The organism is Paraburkholderia tagetis (assembly GCF_022213065.1).
Classification (GTDB): domain Bacteria; phylum Pseudomonadota; class Gammaproteobacteria; order Burkholderiales; family Burkholderiaceae; genus Paraburkholderia; species Paraburkholderia tagetis.
In genome coordinates this window covers 65,279-89,213 of sequence record NZ_JAKLJA010000031.1, presented here as the reverse complement: position 1 = coordinate 89,213, position 23,935 = coordinate 65,279, and the positions used below count along the sequence as shown (strand labels likewise).

General features: G+C 61.0%; 19 protein-coding genes. 2 read left to right on the top strand and 17 right to left on the bottom strand.

The annotated features are described in order from the left end of the window. Positions 1-477, top strand: a 477-nt coding sequence (locus L5014_RS27940) for a hypothetical protein (protein WP_238467031.1), incomplete at its 5' end; no start/stop codon positions are given. 612 nt (positions 478-1,089) lie between these two features. On the opposite strand, the gene L5014_RS27935 is transcribed toward L5014_RS27940, so the two are convergent. Genes L5014_RS27935 through L5014_RS27870 form a run of 14 tightly spaced genes read right to left on the bottom strand, consistent with a single transcriptional unit; the run spans position 1,090 to position 15,937 of the window. After that, positions 1,090-2,310, bottom strand: a complete 1,221-nt coding sequence (locus L5014_RS27935) for a hypothetical protein (protein WP_238467030.1) — start codon at positions 2,308-2,310, stop codon at positions 1,090-1,092. Between the two features lie 9 nt (positions 2,311-2,319). Further along, positions 2,320-2,919 (bottom strand): type 4 pilus major pilin, encoded by a 600-nt coding sequence (locus tag L5014_RS27930; RefSeq protein WP_238467029.1) that lies wholly within the window; start codon positions 2,917-2,919, stop codon positions 2,320-2,322. A gap of 12 nt (positions 2,920-2,931) precedes the next feature. Further along, positions 2,932-4,071: a type II secretion system F family protein gene (locus L5014_RS27925; RefSeq protein WP_238467028.1), complete on the bottom strand. Its 1,140-nt coding sequence runs from the start codon at positions 4,069-4,071 to the stop codon at positions 2,932-2,934. Beyond that, a complete protein-coding gene (locus L5014_RS27920) occupies positions 4,068-6,314 on the bottom strand; it encodes an ATPase, T2SS/T4P/T4SS family (protein ID WP_238467027.1) in 2,247 nt (748 codons plus the stop codon). Before L5014_RS27920 ends, L5014_RS27925 begins: the two co-directional genes overlap by 4 nt. Beyond that, positions 6,314-7,069, bottom strand: coding sequence for a hypothetical protein (locus L5014_RS27915; RefSeq protein WP_238467026.1), 756 nt, complete (start codon positions 7,067-7,069; stop codon positions 6,314-6,316). The genes L5014_RS27920 and L5014_RS27915 overlap by 1 nt, the downstream gene beginning before the upstream one ends. Continuing rightward, entirely contained in the window at positions 7,056-8,354 is a 1,299-nt protein-coding gene (locus L5014_RS27910) for a hypothetical protein (protein ID WP_238467025.1), read from the bottom strand. The genes L5014_RS27915 and L5014_RS27910 overlap by 14 nt, the downstream gene beginning before the upstream one ends. 8 nt (positions 8,355-8,362) lie before the next feature. Continuing rightward, on the bottom strand, positions 8,363-9,979 hold the full coding sequence (locus L5014_RS27905; RefSeq protein ID WP_238467024.1) for a type II secretory pathway protein: 1,617 nt from the start codon (positions 9,977-9,979) through the stop codon (positions 8,363-8,365). A gap of 2 nt (positions 9,980-9,981) precedes the next feature. Next, complete coding sequence (locus L5014_RS27900) at positions 9,982-10,629, bottom strand: TcpQ domain-containing protein (RefSeq protein ID WP_420800152.1); 648 nt, start codon at positions 10,627-10,629, stop codon at positions 9,982-9,984. Positions 10,630-10,634: 5 nt separating this feature from the next. After that, the gene (locus L5014_RS27895) at positions 10,635-11,051 is read right to left on the bottom strand and encodes a lytic transglycosylase domain-containing protein (RefSeq protein ID WP_238467023.1); all 417 of its coding nucleotides are present in this window, start codon (positions 11,049-11,051) and stop codon (positions 10,635-10,637) included. Continuing rightward, positions 11,051-12,226 (bottom strand): TrbG/VirB9 family P-type conjugative transfer protein, encoded by a 1,176-nt coding sequence (locus tag L5014_RS27890; protein ID WP_238467022.1) that lies wholly within the window; start codon positions 12,224-12,226, stop codon positions 11,051-11,053. Before L5014_RS27890 ends, L5014_RS27895 begins: the two co-directional genes overlap by 1 nt. A gap of 56 nt (positions 12,227-12,282) precedes the next feature. Then, positions 12,283-13,092 (bottom strand): transglycosylase SLT domain-containing protein, encoded by an 810-nt coding sequence (locus L5014_RS27885; RefSeq protein WP_238467021.1) that lies wholly within the window; start codon positions 13,090-13,092, stop codon positions 12,283-12,285. Beyond that, the gene (locus tag L5014_RS27880; RefSeq protein WP_238467020.1) at positions 13,085-14,359 is read right to left on the bottom strand and encodes a TraB/TrbI/VirB10 family type IV secretion system protein; all 1,275 of its coding nucleotides are present in this window, start codon (positions 14,357-14,359) and stop codon (positions 13,085-13,087) included. The genes L5014_RS27885 and L5014_RS27880 overlap by 8 nt, the downstream gene beginning before the upstream one ends. A 4-nt stretch (positions 14,360-14,363) precedes the next feature. After that, on the bottom strand, positions 14,364-15,236 hold the full coding sequence (locus tag L5014_RS27875) for a TrbG/VirB9 family P-type conjugative transfer protein (RefSeq protein ID WP_420800151.1): 873 nt from the start codon (positions 15,234-15,236) through the stop codon (positions 14,364-14,366). Continuing rightward, a complete protein-coding gene (locus tag L5014_RS27870) occupies positions 15,233-15,937 on the bottom strand; it encodes a VirB8 family type IV secretion system protein (protein ID WP_238467019.1) in 705 nt (234 codons plus the stop codon). The genes L5014_RS27875 and L5014_RS27870 overlap by 4 nt, the downstream gene beginning before the upstream one ends. 463 nt (positions 15,938-16,400) lie before the next feature. Here L5014_RS27870 and L5014_RS27865 point away from each other — a divergent pair, with 463 nt between their 5' ends. Further along, positions 16,401-17,087, top strand: a complete 687-nt coding sequence (locus L5014_RS27865; RefSeq protein ID WP_238467018.1) for a hypothetical protein — start codon at positions 16,401-16,403, stop codon at positions 17,085-17,087. On the opposite strand, the gene L5014_RS27860 is transcribed toward L5014_RS27865, so the two are convergent. The 3 genes from L5014_RS27860 to L5014_RS27850 all read right to left on the bottom strand — a co-directional run bounded on the left by L5014_RS27860 (position 17,041) and on the right by L5014_RS27850 (position 20,766). After that, entirely contained in the window at positions 17,041-17,883 is an 843-nt protein-coding gene (locus tag L5014_RS27860; RefSeq protein ID WP_238467017.1) for a replication initiation protein, read from the bottom strand. The two genes, L5014_RS27865 and L5014_RS27860, sit on opposite strands and share 47 nt — an antisense overlap. Before the next feature lie 1,198 nt (positions 17,884-19,081). Continuing rightward, on the bottom strand, positions 19,082-20,110 hold the full coding sequence (locus tag L5014_RS27855) for a ParB/RepB/Spo0J family partition protein (RefSeq protein WP_238467016.1): 1,029 nt from the start codon (positions 20,108-20,110) through the stop codon (positions 19,082-19,084). A gap of 2 nt (positions 20,111-20,112) precedes the next feature. Further along, positions 20,113-20,766, bottom strand: a complete 654-nt coding sequence (locus L5014_RS27850) for a ParA family protein (protein WP_238467015.1) — start codon at positions 20,764-20,766, stop codon at positions 20,113-20,115. Positions 20,767-23,935: the final 3,169 nt, after the last annotated feature.

Sequence of the window (23,935 nt, the reverse complement as noted above, 5' to 3'; positions counted from 1 at the left end):
GCTTCTGAAGGGCATTCCCTTCAAGGACGGCACTCCGGTGATAGAAAGCACACCGGCTCCTCAAGCGCTGGCCGCCTGATCATGCCGCCCGACCCGCGTACACCAGTCTTGACGATTGCTCCCGCATTTGTATGCGGGGCTTTTTCCTTTTCTGCGCAAATCCCTTTGGTCAATCACGCGACCCCGCCAGAGAAAAACGCCCCACCTGCTTTGCGCGCGTGGTGGCGCATCTTAGTTTGCGCTGTAACTTACTGGGAAAACTGGTGTCATTTGCACTCCGTCAACGCTTCCGGCAGGGGTTATCGCACAGCCAGCCAGGAACGTGTTGTAGTACGCCTCGCCCCCTTCGTTAGCTTCAAACGTGGGGCCGGTATAGGTGGCGAAATACCAGGTGTCCACCGTGTCGGCGGATTGCGGCAGACCCATACTCAACCGCGAATTATTTATTTGGATATTCGGAAACGTATCATCCTCTGACCAAGACGGCCATCGAAAGTAGTAGTCCGTATTTTGACCCCAAAGCATTTGGGAGAAGTTCTGGTATTGAGTAAACCGCGAACCTGGCACAGACGCTGCACCATAGCCATTCCCGGAAACGATGATCGTCCCGTTTGCCACAGCAGCAGTACAAATCGCGGCTGGATTCTGCGGCTGCGCGTTACAGGCATAGACCCACGCACTACCGCTCCACGTGGGTCCGCTCGCAAAGCCGTACTGACAGGTTCCTGGTCCCGGTTGCTGCGGAATCTGACAAAACGGACCCGTCCACGAGCTACCTGTCCATCCTGGAGAAGCCGTTGTTACCCATCCAGTAGGGCAACTCGGCGGTGGCTGGTAGTTGCACTGCGGCTGCGTAAATCCCGAGCCCATCCACTTCGCTGGTGTAAGCGTGGTCCAACCGGCATCGGTGGAGCAGGTCGGCGGCGTCTGCGGCGCGCGCCACCGCGGCGTGATGCAGCTCGAATCCTGATAGCCATAGGAGCAATGCGCAGGGGCCTCCGCTTTTGCGCTCGCCGCGCCGAGCAATAGAATCAGTCCAAGCGCAACGCACTTCCAGCGCGACATCCCGTTTTCCATTGTTCTGTTCTCCTAGTAAGCACAATAGGTCTCGACGACCCCTTGAGCGCCAATATTGCTGTTTGAGCCGTCAGTCAAATAGACGTACCACGGCCCGCTCCCCGTCGTATATGCGTTGATCTGGGCGGTCGTATCGACGGTGAATACCTGCGGCACCAGCAGGATGTCCGGTCTTCCACCGGCAGAACACTGCGGCGCCGGAACGTACGTTCCATATGCCACGTTGTAGTAAGCGAAGCGTGGCGCAGGACCGCTGACCGGCACCCACTGGTTGTAGAGGCAGGAGAGCAACTGCCCTGATCCGTCAGCGTTGGCCGCGATCCGCGTCGTGCCGGCGGTCGACGTGCAGGTCGCGCGGGGCGTCGCGGTGTTCGCCACCTCCAGTGCGCCATAGACCGTCGCGTTGCCATGCACGGAGGCCGCGCCCGTGTCGATCGGCGCGGGAGCCCTGCCCGAAGAGTTCTGCACATAGAGCGTCGAGGGCGTGCGCACAGCATTCGAAACCGCCACGTCTGACGCCGACACTGTGGGGGCTGCGATCGTGCCCGTGGCGTCGATGCTGTTGACGTTGTGCAGGCTCACGCCGTTGACGTTCTGGTCGCCGGTCCACGTCAGGCTGCCGTCACGCCTGATGTAAAGCGAGTTCCCATCGGCGTTCGGTCCGTTGGTCGCCAGAATCGCGGCCGCAGGCGTTCCCGAAAGCGGGTTGCTCGCAGTCCACGCCCCGTTGAGCCCCGAGATCGTTGCCGCATTTAGGGTCGACGAGTAGCCGAACTGCGCGCCCTGGGAGCTTGCTGCGAGCGCAATCTGGGCCGCACCCGACACGTCCGGTTTGCCGTTCCGCGTGTACGGGAGCGAAGGGTAGAAGATCCAGGACACATGGCAGTTGCCCGCCGTTTCAGTACAGCCAGCCGGAAGCATGTTCATCTGGATCGTGTAGCTTCCGCCCCAGAACGGCCCTGCGCGGTATGCCTGCTTGAGGTTCCCGGCGGTCTGCAGGTCGGCAATCGTCGGCGCGGTGAGCGTTGAGTTGCCCGACTGCGTGTACTGCGTGAGCAGCGTCGAATAGTTTTCGTTGGCCCAGCTGCCGAGGGCGTCTGCGATCACCGCCTCGTTCTGCCCTTCGGTCGCCAGCAGCGACGCCCGATGCTTCTGGATGTCCTCGCGAATCGAGTACACCGTCAGGATCGCCGACGCCGCGAGGAAAACCACCATCTCGATGATGCTGCCCATGACCGGTCCTCAGCTGCGCGTCGTGTACATCTCGACCGTGGCCGTGTCCCCGCCAGAGGCACATGCACTCCCCGCGGTCGCACTGCTGAATTTCGTCGACGGGCTCGACACCACCGTGCCATTCACCGATACCTCGGTGAAGACGTTCGCGATCGCGCTGAGCGACATCGAACAGACTGCCTTCGGCACCGGATAGCTCGTCACGATCGCGTCGTTCGACGACGTGACCGTGCCCGGTTGCGCTGTCACCTGCCCCCCGAAAATGCCGGTCACGGTCGAATAGTCGGATGCGACCCGAGCGCCTGCCGCATCGAACGCGTGATTCTGCGCGAGCGTCGACAGCGTCTCCGCGGAAAAGTCCGAATCGTTCGCCGTGGCGTTCTGGATGCCCGTGTGGAACATGCCCGCTTCGCTCTTGAAGGTGGACGACTGAACCATGTTGCGCACGAACGGCACGCCGTAGAAGAGCGCAAGCGACAGCAAGGCAGCGGCGCCAAGCACCGCCCCCGCTTCGATCAGCGACAGTTCGCCGCTCTGTTTCTTGATGCGGCCGATGCGACGGTAGAACTCTTTCTGCTCGGGCGTGCGTTTCAGGACGTTGGTTTTCATGTGGATCCCTGGTTAGTTGGTATTGCCGTTCGTTGCGCCGAGCGCGCTTTGCATGCTCGTGACGCCGGTGACAACGTAAGAGCCGACACCGATGCCGATGAACGCCGCTGCGGCAATGCCGAGCAGCACGTAATGGGTAATACGGGCGTTGCGGCGCACGGCCTCAACGACACGATCGAGCGAACTGCGTCCGAGCGACTTGATCGCATCCACGAAGTTGTCGCGTCGCTCCGCGTCGGCGATGCGGTCCACGACCTCCGCAGAGAAGATCCCTGTGGCAAAGGCGCGCATCGGTTGCTCAGGCGATGCCTTGAGGCGGCGTTCCATCATCGACACGTGCCAGCGCAGCCACGGATCGGCGTGACGGCGGACGCTTGCCAGCGCGCCGGCAAGCGTCAGCCCGGAGTCGAGCAGACCCGACAACGAGACGATCAGCAGTGCGGCGCGCAGATCGCGCCGGTTGCGCCACACCAGCGGCGCCGCGTCGATTCGCTTGCGCAGCGTGCCTGTCCAGCGTTTGAGGCCGTAGTAGTAGGACGTGACGCCCGCCGCGATCAAAGCGACGTTCAGCATCCAGTAGTCGTAGCAGTACGTGTCGATCGCATACAGCACCCTGCCCGCCGGCATCCACTGGTCAAGCGGACGCACCTCAAGCACTTGCGGATAAACCATCCCACCAAAGAGCATGGACAGGCCATACATGTAGCAGAGGAGCACCATGGGATACGCCATCTGCATCGCGGTCGTGTTCGACAGCACGCGCTTGGCCGAAGCGGCCATCTCGCACAGGTCGAAGCCGCGACGTGCTGCGTCTTCCTTGTCCGAAGCAAACGCCAGGTCCAGCAGCGAATATTCGTCGAGCGGCACGAACGGCTTGATAGCAAGCGCAAGACCGTCGCCCTTGCGCATACGCTCCTCCATCGAGTCATACGCAAGCCAGACAATCTGCCTGCGATCGCGGGCGCGCTTCTTGAGCACCTGAAGCCGCTCGATCAGGGTCTCGCGATTTCGCAGGCTCGTCGCCTGCTCGATATCGAGACGCGATTCGCGATAGAAACCTTCGCGCACCTTCTGGAAACGCCACTTTGCGACCTTGAGCCGCTCGGCGCGCGGCAGGCGCATGCAGATGCCGTAGAAAGCCCGGCCGATCATGACGGCAGCCTCCCGTCACGATCCGGCAGGACGTTGTAGACGCTGAACGATTTCATCGAGCGGTCGATGAAGCGAGGATCGATCAGCCCCTGCGAGGCCTTGTAGAGCGCGTGCTCGTAAATCGTCTTCCCCGTCATGTCGGCGGAATCAAAGCCTGCAACCCGCTCCTTGCGCCACGCGGCCTCCGCGCCACGCCAGTCGCGTACGACGATATGCTCGAGGAACTCAGGCGTGGGGCGGTACAACTCCATTGCGAGCGTCTGGCCCTTCGTGCCTCCGGCCACCTTGCCGTCGCGCGTAAACAGCCCCTTCTTGCGGCAAGTCTCGCAGCCGTCGTCGTTGCGGCAAGCCATCTCCGACGTGTCGAGTCCAAACTTCGAGCGCAACAGTTCAAGCGAAGCCGGGCTCATGACGTCGGCCGCAGCCTTCTTGCAGTCCGGGCACAACATGGGTATCAGCTTCTGGTTACCCACCGCGTTGATGAACTTGTCTGAGGCCACCTCATCGGCGGCCAGCCGCAGGCGATCGCCCATCAGTCGCATGAAGACGCCGATGATGCTGTCCGCGTGGATCGTCGTCCGCACCGGATGGCCGGTCAGCGCAAGCTCGACCACGAGACCGGCGATAGTCGAATCGAGGATTTCCGCAACGGTCAGGTCGTCCGGGTCCATCCGCATGAGCGTGCGGATGATCGTGGCTACCTTGCGACGAAAATCCTCTTCGGTCTCATCCAGCCCGCGCGGCACCGACTGGTCGGAAAGCCAGGGCATCGGATACTCCGACGGCATGCTCACGGCGTACTGCTTCTTGAGTTCACGCCCATCGACCATGTACGAGAGCGCGCGCAGGAGCGTGCTCTTCGCCGACCCGGTTTCGCCCGACAGAAGCACAGCGCCGCCGCTGACATGACCCAGAGAGTTGATGATCGCAAGCTGGCTGGCCTCAAGCCCCATCGTCTCGGGCATGCGCACGGTGTAGTTGCGGAAGTTGCCATCCAGGATACGCATCGCCACGTCGAAGCCGCCCATCTGGGGCGCACTCTGCCAGCGAAGATTGAGCGTGGCCGTCGCGAGTGCGAGCGGGATCATGGCCGACTGCGGTGCGCTCGGCTGGAACGCATTGCCGCTGTTCGTATTGCGCTGTACGAGATCCTGATAGGCAGCGGAGAGCGCTCGCAGAACAGTCGCCTTCGGCATCCGGCGATACGTATAGAGATCGCCGTCGACGCGAAAGCGGACTTCCGCGTCGGACTGGTAGTCGCGCGACTCCCAGTGCACGTCGCTTGCATCGTAGCCCTGAGCGGCCTCGTACACGTCGCGAAAGAACGCGATCGCGCGCGAGCCTTCAGGTACGTGATTCGACACACGGATGCGCGCACGGTCGTAGACGTCCGCTATGACTGCGGCCGTCGCGACCATCTCCTCGCGCACCGAGATATGCGCGCGCTCAAGGTCGCTCAGGTACGTCGCATAGAGCGCGGTCTCCTGGAACTCGCGCGTCGCGATCACCACCGCCATGCCCGCCTGCATGTCGACTGCGACAAAGTCGCGGCGCGCCTCAGGCGTGATACGCAGCGTCGCCTCCGGCGTGGTGTCGCACAGGATGCGCTTGAAGTCGGCGAGCGCGTGCACCGAACTCAGCTTCGGCATGCCGACCGGCGTGTATTCGATGTCCGGAACTGCGACCGCATGGCCCGTAGCTTCGGCAGGCTGCGGCTCGTCACGCGCATCGTCGCACGCATCACCATTCAATGCCTCGCTATCCGCGCCGTCTCTGGGTTCGTCGAACGGCATGGCTTCTTCGTTCACCGCGTTGCCGTGCGTCGTGTCCCGATCCCCTTCATCGGCGCTGCGCCACACGTCGCCCACATCCTCGCGGCCGACGCCGTGAGATACAGTGGTCGACGGTTGCACGATCCGGCCTTCAACATCTTCGACGGGGGTGGGTGTTTCCGTTGCCGCACCATGCGCAGCCGGGCGGTGCACCGCGGCGCCCGCCGCCGCTTCAAACGACTTCACATCGCTCGCGTCCACGTCGGTCACTTCCGCGTCACGCAGATACGCGCCAAGTGAGCCAGCGGGTGCGCCGGGCCCCTTGCGCACGGGACGCGTCGCGCCCAGCACTGGCTCAATGGGTACAGCGGATTCCGAATCCTCCACGAAGCCGCCGCGCCACGCGCGAAGGCGCGCCATCACCCCGCTGCGGGGCTTTTCGTTGCTTTCCAGATTTCCAAAGAGCGACATTACTGCCTCCCGAAGCTTGAGACCGGTTGAGCCATGCTCACGCCCGGCGGCAGCGGCGCCGAGAGGTCACCGAGAGCCGACCCGGTTATGAGGGTTGAATTCGAGGATTCCGGCGCCTTACCGCTCATCGGCACGCTCCAGGTGCGCTTGCCCTCGGCGACGGTGACCGAGAGTCCGTCCACCCGGCGCGCGACCCAGCCGTTCAGGAGCTTCTCGCCAAGGCGCGCGGGATAGACCGCGCCTTGATAGTCGTAGAGGACGTGCTGGCCGCTGCCGTCGGTGTAGGCGCCCACAAATGTGACGGGCGATGTACGTGCGTTCGGCACGTACGGTCGGAGTACAGGCACCGGAGTGTTCTCCACCGGCGCGGGCGTCTTGAGCGTGACGGCCGCACTACTCGCAGCCCCATCACCGTCGCCGCGCAACGCGCGCGTGAGCTTGCTGCGTGCGAGGTCATCGATATCGCGAAGGGTAAGGTGCGTTTCGCCGTTGGCTCCGGGAACGCTCGCCGGTGCGGCTGCCGATGCTACGGTTCCGGCCGCGGCCGCGCGCGGCGATGCCTGCGAACCCGTCGTCGTAGCGGTCGCTGGCGAAGCCACGGCATGCGAAGCAGGTGTCGCCCCACCAGCAGCGGGCGCGATAGCTGACGAGAACGATGGCGCGGCTGCGTGCGCCGCCACGGCGGCCGCTAGCAGCACCATGCCGAGAGGGACGGCTCGCGCCTGCGCGAGGCGAAGTGATTTATTGCACGACATAGTATTTGCCCTTCGCAACGAAATGGATGCCGACCTTGCCCAGTTCCTCAGGTGCAGCGGTGTCGAGTTTTACGTCCATGGATTCGAGGATCATGTTTGACGGCAGCGCCGCGAGTAACGGCGCCTGCCACCGGTAGCCATCGATCTCCCAACGCCCTTCGCGCAGCAGTGCGCGATGAACCTCGCCGGGGGGCGGCGACGACGCGAGCAGCGCATGGCTCGGTTCCAGCTTCACCTCATAGCCAAAGCTCTTGAGATCCAGTGGCTTGACCGACATGCGTTGCGGCGGCGTCTGCAGCAGCTCGATGAGGCGCTGTTCATCCGGCCACGTCTTCATGCTCGTGACGCTCAGCATGGCCGTAAGTGGCAGTGCCGGACCTCGCGCATACAGATGCCGCCCGTCAGGCGCGAACGTGACGGGCAGCATCGCCGCCGGCGCGGCGCGCGCGAAGTCCTCGAATGAGCCGCCCGCGCGCTCATAGGTCAGCGAGCAGAAACCGGTCGACGGACATTCGGCCTTCTGGAACTGCCAGCCCATGCGATTGGTGTCGATGTAGTCGAGCAACGCCAGCGCATCCGGTGCGAGTTGTGACGCGAGCGGCGTGCGACCCGCGAAGACCTGACGCATCGCCTGCTCGTATCGGAGGTCCCAGCTGGGCGTCGCGTTCACGACCGGAGCCGGATTGAGCGCACCCCACATCTGCTTTGCCCCAAATCCGGCAATCGCCAGCGCGAGCAGCACAACGATGGAGTTCGGAATGCCCGTCGGCACGCGCGCGATGCGGCCAGCCTTCTTCTGCTGAAGCAACTCCGCCGGGCTGAATGGCTCATCGCCCGGCTCGATCGCATCGCCCGAAACCATCACCGTCAGCGCCAGCCCGAGCTTCGCGCATTGCCGTGCGATCTCGTCGCGTCGCTTTGCCCCTGACGCCTCCGTCAACACTTCGTCGCGTCGCACCGCGCCGCGCACCACGTGAACGAGGTGCACCTGCGGCCCGTCCTGCATGAGCACGAGCACGGCTGGCTTCGCTTTCACCCGCTCGAGCATCGCGATGCGTGCGGCCCCCGAAAAAAGCTTCACACCGCGCTGTTCACCGGTGTCGGGTGCGCAGAAGCCGCCGATGAGCTCGGCACCCACCTTCATTTCGACGTAGTGCGTCGCGGAGAAGTCGCCCGCGTAGCGCGCGCGGCTTTCCTTTGCATCCTTCTCGGGATAGGCGCTCCAGTCGAGGCCGAACGCCAGACGCGCGCGCTTCTCTCCGGGCAGCGGTTCGGTGATATGCATGTCCGCCCTTACATCGAGGGAACAACGGTGGCGGTCAGCATCACCACCTGGAAGGTGCGCGACTTGTTCCACGTGCCCGTGATACCGGCAAGACCGCCGTTCGTCGTGCTGTCGGCCGTGTCCGTGACCGCGCCATACAGGACGACGGTTTGTCCGTCCGAGAGAGCGATCGTCTCATCGTCCTTGCTGCCGATCGTGTGGGCGAGCTGGATCGCCTGCTGCGTCTGGCCGGAACCCGCGCCCGCCGACGTGAACGGACCGTTCTGCTTCGAGCTGTCACGCCAGTACGCGAGGAGGATCTGGTTGTGATCGTTGACCGCCGGCAGGATGTGCAGGAAGTCGCCGGTCGTAAGCGTCCCAGGCGTGAGGCCCACCACACCGCTCGACGTGCCGGTGATGCTCCCCGACGACGGCGAAGTCGTACGCAGGTAGTCGTCGCTCTGGAAGTTCGCCACCGACACCGGCAGGCCGTTTAGCGTCAGCTTCGAGACCGTGTTGTCGGAAATCGTGCGGCCGTACTGGTTCAGGCCATTGATGACCGCGTTCGTCCCCGAGAACGGCGCGTTCGCCTGCAGGACAGAGAGCCCAACGGTGCCGCCGCCCGAGGACAGTGACGTCGGCGAGGTGAAGCTCACTGCCCACTTGGCGAGGCCGCCCTGGATGCTGTTGTAGACGATGTCGGCGTTCACACCCGCCTGACTGCCGCGGTTCAGCGCGATCTGGATGGTGCGCACGCGCAGCATGACCTGACGCGTGGAAATCGCGTTCTCGCGCTTGAGCATCTCGCCCATGCGATCCGCCGCTTCCCTCGTGTCGTACACGATCACAAGGCGGCTCTGCGGGTTCACCGTGATGCGCCCCATCGGGGATTTCAGCTGGTTGAGCGTCGCCTGGATCGAGTCGATCTGGTCGAAGTCGCCCTTGCGGCCGCTCGAGGTCATCGCCGAGAACGACCCCGTATCCGTGCTCGCCCCTCCCGTTGAACCGGTCGACTGGTTGCCTGTCGAGGTGTCCGTACCCTTGGACATCCGTGACTCGATCGACACCTTGCCCGGGATCGCGGCGATCTGGTACATGCGCGTGACGAACCGGCTGATGTTGATGGTCGAGCCATCAAAGGACCAGTCGAGGCCGAGGTCCTCCGTGACGTCGTGCAGATAGCGGCCGATCGCGCACGACTCGCACGGCTGGTCATACAGGGGGACTTCGGACGTTTTCGTGCCGAAGCTCGCCTGCGTGGTTTTCCCGTCACTCGAGGCGCGCGGAATCAGGCTGTCGCGCGGAATGTAGACGTCGGGACTCACACGCACCGGATAACCGGAAGCATTCGACACTAGGGTCGCGAGCGTCTTCATGTCCAGTTTCGGCGGGAAGGTGACCTTCTTCTCGCGGAACACGGCAGGCAGCGTGGCCTCATACGCGAGTGGCACCGGGCGATCGCCGAGGAACGCGCTGGGCACAACCTCAACGAGCGGAATGCTGTTGCCCGCACCATCGAGCGCAGCGCTCGCCGTCGCATCGGCATGGTCGTACGCGCCGTTGACGTCGCTTTGCATGACCGCGCAGCCTGCGAGTGCTACGGCCAGAGCAGCGGCGATTACGGTGCGGATAGGGTAAAGGCGCATGTTCAGTCCTTGCAGTTGGCCGAGCGGGCGATCACGCGAATGACGTTGTTGGTGTGTTCGCAGACGCGAGAGGGAGTGCGCATGTGGTCGGTGGCCTGCATGACCTGCGTGAGCACCGAGTGAAAGTCGCCAGTGAACGTCGCGTTGAATTCGACCGGAAGGTCATCGTCGATCTTCCAGGCGAGCTGCCAGCCCTGGGTCTGCAGCCAGCGGTCGAGCGCATTGCGCAGGTTCGTGTCCTGCGGGGTGATCGAGAATGACATCGTGCCTGTCGGTTCGCCGTTCACCGCCCCCGGAAGAACTACCGTCTTCACGTCTGCCAGGACCGGAGTCGAAGCCTGCGGCGTGGCGGCCGTGATCGGTGCAGCCGAGGCGAGGATCGTCGGCGCGACAGTAGCGTGGCCGGACACCGGTGCCGCGACAGGTTGCTGACCCGGCGCAGCCGTGCCTGCGCTCGCCGGCTGCGGCGCGGCGGGAGCGCCACCGCCGAGCATCTGCCAGCCGTCGCCGGCAGGCGCCGGGACCTTCGACTGGTCCGGTTCCATGGCGGCCGATGCCATCGTCATCGCGCTACCGAGCGCCAGTGCAAGCAGGGCCTGCGCAATCGTCCGGGTAAGAGCACCGGAGTCCTTCGGGAAATGTTTGCTCATGATTTTTAGTGACCCTGCAGGCGTCGGTAGATCGAATTGGCGTAGACGAGCTGGCGTGAACTCGACGTCGCGTTGTACGCGCCGACGGCCTTCCAGGTCGGCCCGAACTGGCGAATGTTCGAGGCGAGAATCCAGGTACCCACGTAGGCATTCACGCAGGCGTTAAAGAGGTGTTCGCGCCGGATGCCGAAGCGTGCGAGCTTCGGAAGCCAGGAGGAGTTGATCTGCATGAGGCCAATGTCCTCGCTGCCGTTCGCATTGACGTTGATCGCGTTCGCGCGCATGCCCGACTCCTGTTGCGCGATCGCGCGCACGAGACGCGGGCTGATATGCCGGTAGGTCGCGGCGTCGTCGAGGCAGTCGGCGCGCGTCACGGCGGGCACGATCAGAAGAGCGATAACAGGCAGGAGTACGTAGCGCATCACGAAGCCGCCCCCGCTCGCTCGAAGTACTTCACATCGCGGCGGCGAAGCACGCTGACCGTGTTGCCGTCGGCCGTGACGATGAACTGTTCCGACGTGCCGTTGAACTTGTAGACGCGCCCCTTCTGCTCACCCGATCCGAGGTGATGCACGTCGGCCACCGTCACGTTAATGACGGTGGGCGCGAACTTGAAGTACGTCTGTCCGCCTTCGTCGAAGACGGCTTCGAGGTGGGCGCCGTTGCTGGCCGCGAAGTCATAGACCGTACCCGCGTTACGCGCGACCTCGACGCGGTTCGTCGCGTCAGCAACAACGAAGCGATCCGCGCGATCGATCGTCATCACGCCTGTGTCGGAATCCCACTTCGGATTCAGTGACTTGCCATCGGTGCTCGTGACCTTGAGGTCCTTCGGCTTTGCGGCAAATCGAATCTGCGTATGTATGTCGTCACCATCGCGGATCGCGTTCGCGCCGAAGTACTTCGCGAGCAGCGAGTCCGCAGGCGGCATAGCCGCGACCGTGTCCGAAGTCACTGACGCCGGGTCGGCATGCGTCACAGTTGCGACCGCGTAGGCAAGCGCTCCCGACTTCTCCACATCACGGCGCAGCCGCACATGGCGCATGTCGAAATCGACGTCGGCGTAGAGGCCCATTTGCGTCATGAGACGGTCAAGCGCGTGCATCCAGTTCTCGCCTGGCTGCGTCTCGAAGCGGTTGGCCGCCGTCAGGTCCACGTCCTTCTGGGCGGAGCCGCTCCACCCCTGGGGCACCAGCGCCTTGACGATGGAGCTGACCGGCATGGTCGCGTTCAGGCTGCGTACCGGCTCGAGCGGGCCGCGTTCGCCGATGACCGCGAGGCGTCCGCTGAAGCCAGAGAATGCGACAGGCTGGTCATCTCCTGCACCGGGCACCACACCGTGTCCGCCGATGAACGCGTTCGCGCGGTTCCAGGTCGCCACGGCCGTATGGCCCGCGACGCTGAACTGGATCGTAGCTGGTGTCCCTTCCACCACGACGTAAGGTCCTTCCTGATGGCTGCCCGCGACCGAGATGGTCTGTCCCGCGCGCGGCTGGATATAGGTCTTCGAGCCATCATTGAAAACGAGCGCGGGCCGCTCGGCGATGCCGCCCGCTATCTCGTAGTCGAAATCGAACGGATCGGTATTCGCAGCCATTGCGACGTGTGCTGCACTGAACGCGCACAAGGTCGCGAAAGTAAGAAGCCTGCGCGTCATAGGCCCGCCTGGATCTGGTTGAGGTTGCGCACGAAACGCGCAAGATAAGCACTGCCCGGCACCGGGTTCGCGCTGTGGTAGTACGCGATCGCCTTCGAGATGGAATGCGTGCGGCTGTAGTTCTCGTTGAGGATCGCTTCGGCAACGTGAATGTTCGTTGCGGGCGCAATGGCATCCCACGGCGACGCGAAGCGCTGCCGGTGGTAGCACCAGTTAATTTGCATGATGCCGACGTCGAAGTCGCAGCGGCCCGCTGCGATGAGCGCGCGAATGGCGCCGTACGCGTCGTCGCGCGAGCGAAAGAAGAATCCGCGGCCCGCGACGTTCAGTGTCCACGGCCACGCGCGTCCCTTATAGGCCGACTCGTTCAGGGCGATGCCCGCAAGCACCTTCGGATCGACGCTCGTATGCATCAGCACGAACGGCGTCTCCGCTCGTGCGCATGCCCATCCGCCGCGGCCTTCCGTGATCGCGGCCTGCGCGTCGTCGTCGAGCTCGTCGGGCTGCAACCAGCCGCTACGGACCATGAGGCGGGCGAGTGAGACGTCGTGCGCGTCGACGGAGACGGTCATGCCCTGCTCAGGCGTGCTACGCACGGACTGCCCGACTAGCGGCGACGCCCATGAGTCGAATGCGGCCAGCCCGCAGTACAGCACAGGCTTTCCATCCAGTGCCGCAACTTCGCGAGCACCGCTCGAGGACAGCACGAGCGACGCCGGGCTGATGAGTTGCGCGATGGAGGCCGCGTGCGCCGTACCGGTCAGGACCGCCGACACTGCGAGAAAGCCGAGGACGCGCTTAACCACGATACGGCTCCAGATGGATATCGCGGTTCACCTTGATCATGAAGCGTTGGCCCGGCTTGATCGTGATCGTCGGCGGAATGTTCTGGTAGCGGTTGAGGATCGACTGCGACGTCTGCGCCGCGACCTGCCCTGCCGTGTTACCCACTTGCGTCACGCCCAACGGACCGGTCGTGGTCGAACTCGTATCGCTGGTGAAGTGGTTCAGGAGGACTGCGGTCAGGAAGGATGCACCGAAGATCTTCAGGAAGTGGTTGTTCACGTCGCCGGAGAATCCCGCGTAGCCGTTCTGGTCCGCTCCCTCGGAGCCATAGAGCGGAACCTGCTTGCCGTTGGGCAGGCGCAGCTCAGTCGCGGCGACGAGGATGCTTTCCTGGCCCACCTTGATGTCGCTCTGATACGGCGCGGTGATCATCGAGCCCTTGGGGATCATCAGGCACGTGCCCGTCACGCTGTCGTAGATGTCCCGCTCGACGATGAGAGCAGCAGTACCGGGACGATCCGAGTTCTCGCCCTCGATGACCAGCACGCCGATGTGATGCGGCGGCGAAAGTGTGCAGGAACCTGACTGTCCAACGAAGCCGGCACTCAGGAAGCCCTCACCCGACGCGGACTGCGCTTTGGCGTCCTTGAGGAAATCGAGATCGCGGTCTGCCGACGAGCTTTGGGCGTGGCCCTGACCCATTGCAGCCGCAAGCACCTTTGCCTGCGCGTCTGCACTGCCCGCCGCTGCCTGCTGCGCGGCAATTTGCTGCAGTACCATTTGCTGGGGCGTCAGGATGCCGTTCACGGTGCCCGCGTTCTGCGCGTCGGCCGGTGCCTTCACCTTTACACCGGGGATGAAGATTGGCGAGGCGTAGACGCTGTCTTCCTTTGCGCCAGCCGACAGGTCTGAAGTACGCGACCCAGCTTCAAACTGGTCGAGTGACAACGCCGGCTTAGAACTGGCGGTCTGAGGCGCAGACGCCCCGGCAGCCGCAGCCTTGCGCGCGCGCTCTTCGTCGCGGCGCGCCGCGGCCTGCTGATCGCTGATGATCCGATCGATGTCGTTCCCGCTTGGCCCGTGGTCGACGGACGCGGCGGCTTTCGCTGCCTTGTCGTCTTTTGCCTGCTGTTCGGCCTTGTCGCTCGCCTTCGACTGATAGTAGTAGCCCATCGCGCCGATAAGCACGGCGAAGATCGCGCCGACAGCAACAAGCGCGTTGCGGGGCGACTTGCCCTTAACGACGCGGTCCTGGTCGGAGGTCGGAGTGGAGTTCTGCGTCGACATGCGTTCAGAACCCGAAGAGGCCTGGGCGACGGCGCGTGACCGTCACCTCGTCGTTAGCCGCGCGCAGCACGATCTTGTCTGCCATCTGCTGGACCACGATGTACTGGCCTCGACGGATGAAATTCGGGCTCACGTCGTCGCCGTGATCATTGACGATCGGCACCGCGAACGGCGCGTCCGCAGGGAGGCGCAGCCATACGGCCTTGCCGTCGTCGAATACCGTCTCCGGCTTGAATGGCGCAGACCCGTCTACCTTGTAATCAAAGTTGAGCTTGTCGGGCGATACACCGAGCGGGCCAGTGTCGTTTGGTCCACCCGCACCAGCCATGCCGGTCCCATCCGCGTTGTCGCGGGCGCGGACCTTCGCCATAAGCGACTCGGCATAGTGAAAACGCACGCTCTGGTAGAAAAGCCCGCCCACAGGCGACGAGACGAGCGTCATGTCGTACTCGCGCATGTTGGTCGTGAGGTGAAGCGTATTCACGAGCCCCGGCTTCACCGGCTTGATATAGACGTGGTTCGCACCATCCGTGTCGATGATCCACTGCACGGAGTCACCCATAGCCGGATCGGTGATCAGCTTCTCGCCGGGCGCAAGTTCGATGGTCGTGAGCTTCAGCGGCGCGGCCATGATGCGGAAGATCTGGTCGCGGCTGTAATTGAAAACTACGATGCGCGCGTCGTTGGGCATCGTGACCGGATCGGTGCCGGAGTTGTACGGATTCACCGGGCTCATCGGGTCGCCCAGGATGGCGCCCACATCGAGCGAGCCGACGGCTGACGTCACTTTTCGCGCGGCGAGCGCCGGATGGGAAAGCGCCAGCGCGCAGGCGAGCGCGGCAAGCGGCAGCAGTGAGCGGGATGCCGGGATCATCATGCGGTTTTCTGGAGCGTGAAGAACGGGAAAAAGATCCCGAACGGGTTTGTGCCGACAGCGTCGTCAGAGCTGGCCGGGATCGTCTGGTAGCGCAGCGTCAGCGCGTAACGTTGGACTACTGGCTTGTCGGCGGGAAACTGAGTCGTCGAGGTTGTGAACTCCACCACCACGGTTGAATCGTCCAGCACCGAGACGTTGACGACCTTCACCTCACGAACGAGCTTCGGATTGCGTGTGATCTCCTGGAACGGGGCATCGTCCTTGAGCCAGGCCGCAAACTGGTTCTTGCCGTTGTCGACCATTTGCGACTTGACCGCGTTGATGTTGCGCGCGAGGCGCGACGTCTCGATGGTGGGCGTCAGGACCGGCTCAATCGTGAACCAGCGCTGCACCGACTCGCTGACGGACGAACGCAGCGCCTGATCGTCTGGCTTGTAGGCCGCGAGTTGCCGGATGAGCGGGCGGCCGCCGGCATCGGCGGAAATGCCGTAAGACTTCACGACGGACGGCGGCGGTTGCCGCGTCCACACCGCCCCGCCCGCGATCGCCGCGAGTACAAAGCAAAGCAGCTTCCAGTGATTCGCCTCGACACGCAGCCGCGTGCCGCGGTCGAAGACGATCGCTTCGGGATCTTCTTCGGAATACCCCCCCGGTGCAGTGGAGAGGGCAACATCTTTACGGGGACGACGGAGGAAGGGCATGACGCGCGCGGACTGTGGGCTCGCGTCAATTGAATCAGTCCAGGGTGCGAGTCCCCGGAGCAAAAGACAAGCTATTTTGCATACGATTGCGGCGGCAGCATTTTGGAAGCCCTTCCGTTTAGGCGCCTAAACGCTTAAACCCGGAATGGTGCAGTTTTTGTGTAGCTTTTGACCCGATTCCGGTTGCACGACAGTGCTAGCCTGCGGTTCAAGCGGTTCACACTTTCGTTGGAGTCACAAACTCTTTAAAAACATTGGCTTAGCGCCGGCGGGACGCGTTTCCGTTTAGGCGCCTAAACGGGACTTTTGCTGATTTTTCATCAATTTCGCAAATAACGAGCCGTGTACAGTTCTATTATTTCAGTTTTCGTCGGCAATACGCCCCAAAAAGTAACTTGCGGCGACTGCGCTTGACACTGACTCAAGGCAACTAAGCTTTGAAGGTCCGACAACGTTGACCATCATGGATCCGAAAACCAATCCCAAACCGATTCCCAACAGAGTAACTGCCAAAGCGGTCCATACCAGAATGCGCGCTAACCACGCTTCGCATTACGAGCTTGGCTTGTTCTACCAGGCCATGCTTAAGAGGCGTCTGTGGTCTTCACAACGTGATCTAGCGGAATCACTTGGTGTTTCTCGACCGAATATTTCGAAAGCGGTCGCCTTAACGCGTATTCCAATGGAAGTCGTCCACGCCGTTGGTGGGCCGGAACAAATTAGCTTCCGCATGGGTGCACTCTTGTTGGACGCGATCGATAAGATTGGTGAAGCCCCGTTCATCAGGAGAGTGCGCGAGGCCGTGCGTGTCGGTTACGCCGCGCTGGACGACATTCTGGAGTTCGCTGTGTTCGATCGAATCCCACGGCGCACACCGAGCAAGATTCAAGTTCGCTTGGCGCGCAACAAAAAGTCACTACATGTCGACATTCCTGATCTCGAAGATCTGCTGCCGCATCTTCCACGACTAGAGATGTTTATTTCGTCGTCCTTCATAATTTTCAAGGCAACGCTCGCAGCTGAGAATGCTGCCGCGGCCGACAGTGCTCTGCGGCTACTGAGGACGAAAACGCCGGGCCCAAGAAACGGGCCCAGGCGAGACGTTAAGCCGCGTCGCCAAGGTCCAGACGGCTCTGCGGATGTTGGATAAACTGAAAGTCCAAAGAATTTACCGCGCGACCCAGCTTTACGGGCTTCCAGCTGATCACCAGATCCGCCTTCGAGTTCAACTCGTTCACAGCCATCTCGATCACTCGACGCTTGATGTCGGCAAATCGATACGTGTCCGGTATCTCCAGCACGTTGCGAAAATCCTCTAGCGTAATCAACAAACGACCGCGGTCTCGCTCACGCATGAGTAGCTCCAAGAGACGCCACGAATACAGCGATTGGAGGCCGCGCGCGAACTCGATTTGATACGACACGAACCGTCGCTGCAGCATGAAGATGTGCGGCGTGAGGTCCGGCGAGAATGAAATCTCAGCCCACCCCTCGCCTTCGTGATACACGGCTTTCCAGACCCAGTTGAGAGACACCTTCCGCGGACCATCCATATAAGTCAGCGTCCTCTTTTGAAGGCTTGCACAACCATCCCGCAGGCCCTCGTACGCAGCTGTAGCCTGCTTCTCGCCAGTTCTCGGGGCCAGCGCCGCCAACGCAGCGAATTCGTCCGCCCTCACGCGAACCGATACATAGCCGTTCGAACGGCCGTGCAAGAAGGGAGATTTTTTGCTGTCGACACAGCGGAGGGCCGCCATCATCACGCGCTTCTCGTTTAACGAGAGGCCTTGCTGCGCGTTGACTAACGCTCGACTCATCGCGACCGTCCCTCTGATTCGACCGTCGCCGTCCGTTGCAGGCTCATCCGAGCTCTCGATTGTGACCGGCTCAACTTCTACAATCTCTACCTGCGGTTGCTCTTCGGGTTGTTTTTTCTTTCGCGGCACAAAAGTGACTCCTCGCCAAGGACGTCACAATTATAAGGTGACATCGCAACTACGCAAGTCACCATTGTGGATAACGGTCGGATTCTGTCCACTCCAGACCGGAATACGTCCACTTAGGGTCGGAATCTGTCACGATGAGGTCGGAATGTGTCACCTCAAGCTAAAAGTGGAAGCTAAAAATTTACGATAAAACAAATAGTTAGAGAGACCCGCTGAACGTTTACAAAAGGTTCTACAAACGAGTTTACTAACTATCTTACAAAAGAAGCCTGGATAAAGTTGCTCTCGTACAACGGCAGCCCCCAAAGCCCCTCGCATTGCAGGGCAACAGCTGCTCCAAGGGCCGTCAGAGGTCGGAATACGTCACTTTTGATGCGCTGGGATGACTGCTTCTCAATGCCATCACTTAGGTCGGAAAACGTCACCGTTCGTAGACGCTATCGCTGCGCATTTCTCGGAGTATGAGGTTCCACCGTATTCGCGCCCAGCTGTGTTTTGTAAGTCCCAGATTTGAAAGGGGTTTCCGGTCGACGGGCGAATAAAGGTGACATTAACCGACCCGGTAACGACTTTCGATCAAAAGGTGACAAATCCCGACCTGCTTTCCACGACGCCGCAGTCGAAAGATGACGTATTCCGGGCCGATTTCGCGCCCGAAAGGTGACGTTTTCCGGCCCGAGACTGCCAATATTCAGGGAGTGGACGGGTCAATGCGCCTCTCGAGCATACGAAGGGTGACGTATTCCGACCCGTCGATTTGGAGATCGTCCCTCCACCGATGACGTTTTCCGACCCAGGAGGGCCTGCGTCGATGAAAGGTGACGTTTGGCGACCCGCTTTTGAGCGCTGGCCGGGTGAAAGGTGACGCCGGCCGACCTAAAGTCATGGATTTCGGGTGGGAAGTGAATGCTCACATCGTCGATAGAGACTATTGAGCAAAAGGTGACACTTTCCGACCCATCGCGCGAAAGCCGTTCGCGTGCGCCGCTCTTTCAACAGGAGTGAGGTGAAAAGCTTGCGGGAAAGGTGACCTTTTCCGGGCTAAGGCTATGGTGTCGCCTCTGCCGACACCGTCCATCGCCCGATTAGCCCGGAAAACGTCACCTTTCTATCTACCGGCTGTACGGGCGCCCTTCGGGCTTCCTCAAGGCACGGCCTGGAGTGCACGATCACCCGCTCCCCAGAAGATCAGTCGAGGTCAATGTGCCTTGTGGCCGTCTTCATCGAGAAGCTTCTTCAGTGCTTCGATGTAGACTTCGGCGCGCTCGGGATTGTCCAACGCCAAGCTAACCTGGATATTGCCGTTGCCCCACTCTTTGATAGCACCGATCGACGCGCCTTCAGGGCTGGAGATCTTGTATTGACGCGAAAACGTCTTTCGTGGAGCGCGGCCCTGCGAAAGTCCCTCGCGTATCGCCTTCACCTTCAGGAATGACAAGCCTTCATCGACGATTTTCTGAGCAAGCTCACGCGTCTTCGGTTCGTCAGTTGCCTTCAAAAATTGCGAGAGTTCGTACGAAATGTTGAGACCGAATTGCTCTGGATACAGAGCGATGAACTCTTGCACCGACGTCGGCAGCTCCAGCACGGCCAGGGTCTTACTGACCTTGGACTTTCCCTCCTCAACCAAGAGAGCGAGTTCGTCATTCGTTTTCGCATAGCCCTCGTCGAGCAGTTTTTTGTATCCGAGTGCCACGTCAAGGACCGTCTCTTGTTCGCGCTCATTGTTCGCGGCCCGCGCGAGTCTGTAGAAATCGATCGGCGCGAGGCCATCCAGGATCTTGAGGTCTAACGTGGTGCCGCGATTCCGCAGTGCCCCTTGCTTCCGATAGTGCCCGTCGATCAGTATCGTTCGCGTATTGTCGCTAGGGTGTCTCGCTGCAAGCGCGGGCACAAGCTGCCCGTCCTTTGCCATTGAAGCGGCACGGGCCGAAATCTTTTCCTCTTGATAGATGGTCCGGCTGTTCAGCGGATTATCGTCAATCTTGTCTATAGGCCACATAGCGTAGATCGCTGTAATCTTGCCATCGCGCTCCAGCGTCTCCACGTAGGTGTTGGGAGCCACCGCACGGATCGGGGACTCGTCCGAAGCGGTTTCCAGAAGCGTCGCGCGACCGTCGAGGGCGGCTTCAACACGCTCAAAGCGAGACGCGATGCTCGTGTCCCGCAGTTCCTTATCGCGTTGCACGCCGGCGTTCAGTGCCGCTGAGAAGTTCTTCTTCGCCATCGTTACTCCCCTAGGACCTTCAGTACTTCGTCGACGAATGCGTTGATCTCCTTGTGCGCTGCTTTGGCACCGCGGATCTGCAAAACGGTGCTCCCGGAGACCTCCGCCTCCTTGTACGCAGTCCGGAAGCCCAGACGCGTCTTTAGCATCGGAATATCTTCATCTTGCTCAGCGGCTTCAAATATTTGCTGAACAATCGTCACCTTTTGATCCATGTTGGCGAGCGAGCGAAGCTTTAGGTCGGGATTTGTCACCTGAGCGGTAACCCCAAGCTTTTTCGCTTCTTGAACCGCCCAGAGGTTGCCGCCCGAGGCGCCAACCGGGATTAAACCAAGATCGGAGATCAGCAGCGCAACGGACGGGGCACTGGACCGAATCGCCGGCGGGCAGTCGATGATTATGAAGTCATAGTCATCAACGAATTTTGCGATTTCACGATCCGGCCGTGGGCTTCTAGACAGGCTCGTTAGTGCAGCCGGGAACGGCCGATCATCAGACGCTGCGCCAACTGAAAGAGTTGCCGTACCTTGTTCGTCCAAGTCTACGAGCAGGGTCTTATGTCCCCGTAAGCCGAGAACGCCGGCGAGGTTGCAGGAGGTTGTCGTCTTCCCGGACCCACCTTTCTGATTAAAGACAGTAATTATTTTTGCTGCCATGCGGGCTCCATTCGTTGTTCCGCTCACGACTCATCACGTGCGGTTTCTACGTAGAAACCGGCAGATATAAGGTTCGCAGAATGTTAGGCAGCGCGGCAAAATATTTCAAGGAAATTTGCCGATTTCAATGAAATTTTGTGGGAACCGAGCCTGAAGTCTTCGTTATCTCGTGCCGAAGGAAGTTCGGGAGAGAAGATGTTCAACAACGGAGGTTTTGGATCAGCGCTACGGAAGTCATTTGGAGATTAGATTTGAGGTCGAGTTCTCCCCGGAGCCACACGCCGCAAAATCTGTAGACCTTCGCGAGCGACAGGCACACCGCGCGCCTTATCAAATAGCGTGACGTGGTACAGCCCGCAACGAAAGAGTTTCTACGTAGAAACTTCCCATTACCGAGGTGGCAACCGGACATAGAAACGAACCGCCTTTTCGCTCCGACGCGGCGTTCACGCAGCTTTCCGTAAAAGCCGGCGAGTCCGTGACGGGTGGCTGAAGCTAGCTCCTCTGTACGTCAACGATCAACGGTGACATTTAAAAAGTCGATTACCGAGCGCATCGTCCCATTGTTCCGTTGGACCACCGCAGCGGAGGAAAGCGCAGTTTCCACGTAGAAACTGGCCACCGTGAGCGCCCCGTTTCATCTACGATCGGCTTAGCACGAGGCCTGCACAAACGAGTTTCTACGTAGAAACTTCCCATTACCGAGATGGCAACCAGACGTAGAAGCGAATGGCCTTTCCGCTCCGACCAGGCGTCCACGCAGACTTTTATTAAAAGGCGGCGAGTCCATGAAGGTTGGCTGACGCTAGAATCTCTCTGTACGTCAACGGGCACCAGTGGCATTTAAATATGATTCTCGGGACGCATCATCCCGTAGTTGCGTTTCACCCAGCGGCGAAGGAAATCGCAGTTTCCACGTAGAAACTGAGCCTTCGACCTACCGACTGAGAGCTTGATGCTAACTGGGCGCCGGCCAGTTTCTACGTAGAAACTGGCGACTCTGGCGCCCCGATCCCTCGCCGAATGGATTAACACGAGGCCGCCACAAACGAGTTTCTACGTAGAAACTTCCCATTACCGAGATGGCAACCGGACATAGAAACGAACGGCCTTTTCGCTCCGAATAGGAGTTCACGCGGAGCTGGCGAGTCCGTGAAGGTCGCTAGCTCTCTGAGCGTCAACGGTCACCAGTGGCATTTAAATTCGATTCTCGGGGCGCATCGTCCAGTAGTTGCGTTACACACTGCGATGAAGGAAAGCGCAGTTTCCACGTAGAAACTGACGACTGTGAGCGCCCCGTGCCATCCACGATCGGCTTTGCGCGAGGCCGGCACAAACGAGTTTCGTGGAAATTTCCGCGCACGGAGATGGCAACTCGTTTTAAGCAACGAGCGACCTATTCGCTATGTTTTCGCCGCCGCCTGGTGTTTGGATACGCCTGATGAACGCCTGCTTTCGAAGCTCCGCCGAATCACAGCCAGTTAGAGGAAGAACCGATTTCCGAGCAGATACGGAGTCGGTCGCGTATCGCCCGCGCTTTTGAACCGGGCCGGGTGAAACGAGTTTCTACGTAGAAACTGGCAAGTCAGGTACGCAGTATCTAGGCAATGATTGGTAAACGGGTCGGGATAGTGCGCTAGCGGCAAAAGCAGCACGTTTCCCGATGACGAAACGTACGGGTAGCCTCGCCTTCTCCGCCCACAAGACGGGCGAGCCCCCTTGTTGAAGCGGACGTATCCCGAGGCGCCCGGGTCGGTCTGCGTCACTGACTCCTAGATAAAGTCGCAGTTTGGCTCTGCGCACGATCCGTTCTCCGGGATAGAGCCGGAGTTTATCTCCGACGTTCTCCCCCGGAGGCTTCTCCGCTAGACGTTGCTCGACTCGATCCGCGCCGGATGTTGATCGAGAATCTTCTCTACGACGTCGAAGCCCCCTTGGTTATCCGCTGCTGCCACGCCGAAAGAGTGCCAGCAGCGGGCGAGGGAACGACCGAGTGACGTTTTAGGGGGTCTCCCTTTCTCGCGTGACGATAAATCACCGGCGGGAGTGCGGTAAGCAGGTCTGTTTTGATAAGGGACTGCGCCGAGTGCGGTCGCGATTCTCAGCGCAAAAGCGAACGGGGGAGTAGGGTGTTTTCGGTTTCACGGGTCTCTCGAGTACGCATCCGATGATGCTGACGTTCGCCGCGCTCGACTGCGCTTTCCGCTCTCGGGACCCCGTACGGATAGCGGTCAGGGAAGAATCTCGGCGCTGAGTCGGTTGCCGGCGACTGGCGCAAAGGTCTCACGGCAAATCCCTATTGGTTCCTCCGAACCTGTTCCAGGCAGTGGGGCATCGCCGCGCTCAATCGCCAGCAATACCAACGCAACCGCCGTGTCGATAAAGTCACGCTGGGGATAAGGGCCGCATCAGTCTATGAGCAACGCGAAATGCGCGCAGCGTGGCGACCACGTCGAGCGCAGTCCCAGGGGATCTGTCGCCCAGCCGACATGATCTCTGCAACGCACGGAATTTCACAACTAACCGTCAGCGACTCGAATACACAGAAAACGCCTGCGGCGCAGGGCAGTGTCCGCTCGGACGCGCCATTGCAGGCAAGGCAAAAAGTGGCAATGGCGTCGCCGCCAGACACTCCTTACGCGGGAGTTGAAAGCGCGAGCGAGACACGATGAGCAGTCTCGCGGACCGTCGGGCGCGCTCCTACCTAACTTAACCCGGGCGCAAAGCCACGAACGGCTTTAATGGCATCGGAGCGCTCGGTACAAAATCGTGAAACATTCGAATGAGCAAGCTATCCCGCCTGAGAACCATATGTGATGGGACTTTCGGACATTCCGCGCGTTTTTGTTTCACGGAATCCGAGATTGAGCGTCAGCAAATTTCGCTGGGAAGGCCGGCCAAACGTCCGAGCCCTCGTCTTTGAGGTATGCATGTATAGAACGTTACGTAATTTGTAGTAATCCTCAAGCGTCGCAAGCTCGGTGTTTGACGGACTTAATCGTACGAGGAGCGTGGCGCCGGCCGGTCTGCAGTTCCGAACCGCGAATTCCAGCCTCAAGTTACGGCAACTCCGTCGGGTCAATTCACCTCGAAGACGGCCCGTCCGAATTGGCGCCATTGACCCCGGCCCGGCAAAAGAAACCGCATGTCTGATTACACGACTTATCAG